The organism is Hominilimicola sp. (assembly GCF_046972485.1).
Lineage (GTDB): Bacteria > Bacillota > Clostridia > UBA1381 > UBA1381 > Hominilimicola > Hominilimicola fabiformis.
The window spans coordinates 1-5,543 of sequence record NZ_JBKVWU010000132.1 but is presented as its reverse complement, the minus strand read 5'-3'; the positions used below and the strand labels follow the sequence as shown (position 1 = coordinate 5,543).

Sequence of the window (5,543 nt, the reverse complement as noted above, 5' to 3'; positions counted from 1 at the left end):
CACCTATGCAGTCGCCCGAAGAAATGGAGTTTACATTCAAGGCCTGTGCAGGCGGCGGACAAGATGTTGTTCAGACGGAAAGCTTGGGTATGGCATTTGATAATAACAGATTGTTTTCAAATGTTGATATGCTTATTAAAAAAGGTGAAAAGGTATTCCTTTTAGGTCCGAACGGCTGCGGTAAAACGACGTTGCTTAAAATTTTAATGGGCGATTATGAGCAGACGGAAGGCTCATATAAAATCGGTGCGAATATCCATATAGGATACTATGATCAAATTCAAGAAAATCTTAATATGGATAAAACAGTTATAGACGAAGTATGGGATGAATATCCTAACCTTACTCAAACTCAAATCAGAAATGCACTTGCAGTATTTTTGTTTAAAGGCGAAGATGTGTTTAAGGAAATACATAAGTTGTCCGGTGGTGAGAGAGCGAGAGTTGAACTTGTAAAACTTATGCTTAAGAGTGTTAATCTGCTTATAATGGACGAACCTACAAACCATCTTGACATTGAATCGAGAGAGGCTCTTGAAAATGCACTTTCCGATTATGACGGTACTATGATAATGGTATCGCACGACAGATATTTTATAAATAAACTTGCCGACAGAATTTTGTATTTGACACCGAACGGTGTTGAAAGTTACAGCGGTGATTACGACAGCTTTGTGGCACGCAAAACGATTAAGACAGAACAGAAAACAGAGTCGGCAGGTCACCTTGATTATAAGGAGCAAAAGCGCTTGGAGGCTGAAAAACGTAAAACGCTTAATCGCTTTGCAAAGGTTGAGGACGAAATATCAAGTAAGGAATCGGAGGTTGAGGAACTTTCTAAAGAGCTTGAAAATTCCGATATTGCAACCGATTATGTCAAAGCAGGCGAGATAACCGATAAAATAACAGAATTGCAGGACAAAATCGAAAGCCTTATGGAAGAATGGGAACGCTTGCAAATGATAATAGAAGAAAGTGGGTATGACATATGAGAGCGGTTGTACAGAGAGTAACAAATGCCGATGTTAAAATTGACGGCAGAGTAAACGGAAAAATTGATAACGGCTTGCTTGTTCTTCTAGGTGTCGGCAACGGTGATACAGAAGAAGATATGAAGTATATCGCAGACAAGATTATAAAGTTGCGTATTTTCAGTGACGAAAACGATAAAATGAATTTGAGTCTTGAAGATGTCGGCGGAAGTATGCTTGTTATATCGCAATTTACTTTGTATGGCGATTGCTCACACGGCAGACGTCCGTATTTTGGCAATGCAATGGAGCCTGTCAGCGCAAATGAAATGTATGAAAAATTTGTTGCATATATCAGGGAACGAGGTATACATACCGAAACAGGCGAATTCGGTGCGGATATGAAAGTATCACTTACAAATGACGGTCCTGTTACAATAATTTTGGAGAGCAAGAACTGAGGTTGTGATTATGCGAAGAAAAGAACGTGAAGTTACGGATTACAATAAAATGATTGAAATATTGAAATCGTGTGACTGCTGTCGTATAGGGTTGGTGGACGATAAAGGTGCGTATATTGTTCCGATGAACTTCGGATATGAAGATAATAACGGCAAACTTACATTGTATTTTCACGGAGCGACAGAGGGGAAGAAGATTGATCTAATCAATAATCAACCCGAAATAAGTTTTGAAACAGATACGAAACATGAGCTTGTAACAAGTGATACTGCTTGCGGTCATTCGTATTTGTATCAAAGCATTATGGGTAGGGGACAGGTAAAAATAGTGGCAGACAGGGATACTAAAATTAAAGGACTTAATCAAATCATGCACCACTATACAGGTAAATCCTATTATGAATTTAACGAAAACGTGCTTGAACGCACGGCTGTCATAAAATTAGCTGTGACAGAATGGTCGTGCAAAGAACATTAAAACTTGTAAAAGCTATTGAAAACAGTGTCGATTAATGATATAATTAAAATAATATAATAAACGGAGGAAAGAAAATGCAGAATGAAACAGTAATTGTACTTGACTTCGGCGGTCAGTATAATCAGCTTATAGCCCGCAGAGTGCGTGAATGTAACGTATATTGCGAGGTTATGTCATACAAAAATTCTATCGAGAAGATTAAAGAAAAAAATCCGGTAGGTATCATTTTTACTGGCGGTCCGAACAGTGTGTATGACGAAAAATCACCACACTACGATAAGACGATTTTTGAACTTGGTATTCCTATTTTGGGTATTTGTTACGGCAGTCAGCTTATGGCATATACTCTTGGCGGTCACGTTGATACTGCTCCTGTAAGTGAGTACGGTAAGACGGAAATCACAACTTCTGAAAGTAAGTTGTTTGAAAATGTTGATAAAAATACAGTAGTTTGGATGAGTCATACGGATTATATCGATAAAATCCCGGAGGGTTTCAAGATTACTGCTTATTCTAATGATTGTCCGTGTGCGGCTTATGAAGATGAAGAAAAGAAATTGTATGCGGTACAGTATCACCCGGAAGTAAATCATTCTGTACAAGGTCAGCAGATGTTGAAGAATTTCTTGTTTAACGTTTGTGGTTGTAAGGGCGATTGGCTTATGTCCGATTTTGCCGAAAAATCAATTCAGGCTTTGCGTGAAAAGATTGGTGACGGTAAAGTTTTGTGTGCTCTTTCAGGCGGTGTGGATTCATCTGTTGCGGCAGTTATGCTTCATAAAGCGGTAGGCAAGCAGCTTACTTGTGTGTTCGTTGATAACGGACTTCTTCGTAAAAATGAAGGCGATGAAGTTGAAAATCTTTTCAGAAATCAGTTTGATATTAACCTTATCAGAGCAAATGCACAGGATAGATTTTTAGGTAAGCTTGAGGGTGTAAAAGAACCCGAAAAGAAGCGTAAGATTATAGGTGAGGAATTTATCCGTGTGTTCGAGGCGGAAGCTAAGAAAATCGGTAAGGTTGATTATCTTGTTCAAGGTACAATTTATCCGGACGTTATCGAAAGCGGTGCAGGTGATGCGGCTGTTATTAAGAGCCATCATAATGTAGGCGGACTTCCGGAACACGTTGATTTTAAAGAAATTGTTGAACCGCTTCGTGATTTGTTTAAGGATGAAGTGCGTCAGCTTGGTATCGAACTTGGTTTGCCTGAAAAATTCGTATGGCGTCAACCGTTCCCGGGACCGGGACTGGCCGTAAGAGTTATAGGTGAAATTACAGAAGATAAACTTGAAATTTTGCGTGACGCAGACGCTATATTCAGAGAAGAAATCGCAAATGCAGGTCTTGAAAGAGATATAAACCAGTATTTTGCCGTTATTACAGATATGCGTAGCGTCGGTGTTATGGGTGACGGCAGAACATATGATTATACCCTTGCTTTAAGAGCCGTAACCACAACCGACTTTATGACAGCCGATTGGGCAAGAATACCTTTCGATGTCCTAGAAAAAGCATCAAATCGTATCGTAAACGAAGTAAAACACGTTAATAGACTTGTCTATGATATAACTTCAAAACCGCCTGCAACTATTGAGTGGGAATAATACCAAGAGTGCCGTAAACCCGCATAAACACTGGGTTTTAGGCTCTTAAATTCCTAATTTGATAGCAAAATGATAGTAAACTGTAAAACGACTTTATTCTAAGCGTTCCATCTGTTTGCAGGTACAATCATCTTAATACTATAAAAGGCATTACTGACTTTTGCAGTCGGTAATGCCTTTTTCTATGCTTGTTTTAAGCGGCTTGCTCAAAAATATTTTTTTGCATATTCAAATAGTATTGTAGATCGGAATAGCTTTTTTTCTTCAAAATCTTAGGCTTGCTAATAAGTGTCGGACTTATATTATTTGCTTCAGCCAAACATATGGTGTAATCAAATATGGTTTGTATCAAATCACTAAATTGGGAAGGCATGATTTTTAAGTTTACTGCCTTAGAAGGATTGTCATTTGAAAGTTCATCAAGGGAGTTTATTAAATTATCTAAAATTTCCACAGTCAGTTTGCCATCTTTTGCGGCATCTAAATAAGTTTGAAGATTTTGAGCAAATTGCTTTTCGAGGTTTCTTTTATCACGGGTTGCAATGTAACCGATGGCACCGGCAACAGCACTACCTATTATGAGAATTCCACTAACAATAACAGTACCCTTTTTATGAACACGAATAAAATCAATAGCCTTAACTGCACCTTCTTTAGCAGCATCTGCAACAGCGGGAATATGCTTTGCAACTCGTTTGTTGTCAATATTTTTCGCCATACCGCAGAGTTCTAAAACTCCGGCTTGAACAGCAGCATATGTCTTTTCGTCAACTAGTAAATTAACATTTACTACAGGCATTTTTATCCCTGGTATAATGTAAAAAAGACTCATCTAACAGTCATTTACATTATACCTTTCTCCTTTCTATTAACCTTTTAATCCGTGGTTGATTACGGTGTGATACATTGGTATTATATAAACATGTGATGTGGATTTATATGTTATTCCTGTGGCTTTGACTACTTGAAGGAGGTTCTTACCACTCCTTGTTTCTTAGTAATGATTAGTTAGATGAGTCTTTGAATTCGTATCTTGTACCAGGTTTTACGGAACAAGTGTTGTGGATAAACACATTACATATTTTTTTGAAAGAAATGTATTATCATGATTTTAGTCGGAATTGACATTGGTAAAAACAAACACACTTTTTCCATAATTGATAAAAACTCTGAAGAAATACTTTTATCTCCTTCTGATTTTTCTAATAATCTGAAAGGTTTATTGTTCCTCATCCAAAAATTGAGCAGCTATACTAAATCGGAACTTCTTATCGGCATGGAAGATACAGGTCATTATCACTTTGCATTACTTAAGTATCTTCTCGACAGACGATATACCGTTGCCCTGATTAATCCTACAACCACTGATCTTACAAGAAAATTACAAGGCGGTATTACTAAAAACGACCCTCTTGATTCTCTCACCATCTGCGATGTGATTTCCTGTAATCACCGCAATAAACCTTATCGTGTTACAAAGTTAAATCGTTTTGACCTCTACGAGCAGAAACAGTTAACCCGTCATCATCATAATCTGAAAGAAGAGTTAAACACATACAAAAATCGTCTTCAAAAATGTATTGATATTGTATTTCCCGAATTCAACTCTCTGTTTCATTCTAAATATGGGATTGTATATATGAATATTTTAAAAGCATTCTCTTCTGCCAAAGCGATTGCAAATGCTGATATACGAAGTATCCGTAAATGTTTTGAATTAAAAGGACAAGGAAAACGAATTTCTCTTTCTGCCGAGCAACTAAAACTTACTGCCAAGTCTTCTATTGGCATACCTTCTGTCGCTGAAGAAATTCAAATCAGACACCTTGTAAGCCAAATTGAATTATTGGAAAACAACTTTCTGAGATAGACAAAAGGATAGAAGAGTTTTTCCTCAAAAACAACTCTCCTATCCTCACCATACCGGGAATATCACATTTTTCCGGTACTTCTATTATATCAGAACTAGGAGATATTTGCAATTATACAAAGGCATCTCAAATCATCAAATTTGCAGGTGTTGCTC

General features: G+C 37.4%; 7 protein-coding genes. 6 read left to right on the top strand and 1 reads right to left on the bottom strand.

What is annotated here, in order from left to right; genetic code table 11:
- From ACLTU0_RS10355 to guaA, 4 genes are all read left to right on the top strand, one after another.
- A partial coding sequence (locus ACLTU0_RS10355) for an ABC-F family ATP-binding cassette domain-containing protein (protein WP_412322366.1) occupies positions 1 to 992 on the top strand: 992 nt, incomplete at its 5' end.
- Positions 989 to 1,432 carry a D-aminoacyl-tRNA deacylase gene (dtd, locus tag ACLTU0_RS10350; RefSeq protein WP_412322365.1) on the top strand — a complete coding sequence of 148 codons (444 nt, stop codon included), beginning with the start codon at positions 989 to 991 and terminating at the stop codon, positions 1,430 to 1,432. The genes ACLTU0_RS10355 and dtd, both read left to right, overlap by 4 nt.
- 10 nt (positions 1,433 to 1,442) lie before the next feature.
- Positions 1,443 to 1,910 carry a pyridoxamine 5'-phosphate oxidase family protein gene (locus ACLTU0_RS10345; RefSeq protein ID WP_412322364.1) on the top strand — a complete coding sequence of 156 codons (468 nt, stop codon included), beginning with the start codon at positions 1,443 to 1,445 and terminating at the stop codon, positions 1,908 to 1,910.
- Positions 1,911 to 1,984: 74 nt separating this feature from the next.
- Entirely contained in the window at positions 1,985 to 3,517 is a 1,533-nt protein-coding gene (gene guaA, locus ACLTU0_RS10340) for a glutamine-hydrolyzing GMP synthase (RefSeq protein WP_412322363.1), read from the top strand.
- Between the two features lie 193 nt (positions 3,518 to 3,710).
- Here guaA and ACLTU0_RS10335 read toward each other — a convergent pair whose 3' ends face one another.
- On the bottom strand, positions 3,711 to 4,316 hold the full coding sequence (locus ACLTU0_RS10335) for a hypothetical protein (protein ID WP_412322362.1): 606 nt from the start codon (positions 4,314 to 4,316) through the stop codon (positions 3,711 to 3,713).
- Between the two features lie 306 nt (positions 4,317 to 4,622).
- Between ACLTU0_RS10335 and ACLTU0_RS10330 the strand changes: the two genes are divergently transcribed.
- Both ACLTU0_RS10330 and ACLTU0_RS10325 read left to right on the top strand, forming a co-directional pair.
- Positions 4,623 to 5,387 (top strand): IS110 family transposase, encoded by a 765-nt coding sequence (locus tag ACLTU0_RS10330; RefSeq protein ID WP_412322360.1) that lies wholly within the window; start codon positions 4,623 to 4,625, stop codon positions 5,385 to 5,387.
- Positions 5,360 to 5,543: transposase (locus ACLTU0_RS10325; protein WP_412322368.1), on the top strand; the 184-nt coding region annotated here is incomplete at its 3' end. The genes ACLTU0_RS10330 and ACLTU0_RS10325, both read left to right, overlap by 28 nt.

Excerpts from the sequence above, each read along its gene's own strand:
- dtd (WP_412322365.1), top strand. The coding sequence starts at position 989 with ATGAGAGCGGTTGTACAGAGAGTAACAAATGCCGATGTTAAAATTGAC.
- guaA (WP_412322363.1), top strand. The coding sequence starts at position 1,985 with ATGCAGAATGAAACAGTAATTGTACTTGACTTCGGCGGTCAGTATAAT.
- ACLTU0_RS10330 (WP_412322360.1), top strand. The coding sequence starts at position 4,623 with ATGATTTTAGTCGGAATTGACATTGGTAAAAACAAACACACTTTTTCC.
- ACLTU0_RS10335 (WP_412322362.1), bottom strand. The coding sequence starts at position 4,316 with ATGCCTGTAGTAAATGTTAATTTACTAGTTGACGAAAAGACATATGCT.
- ACLTU0_RS10345 (WP_412322364.1), top strand. The coding sequence starts at position 1,443 with ATGCGAAGAAAAGAACGTGAAGTTACGGATTACAATAAAATGATTGAA.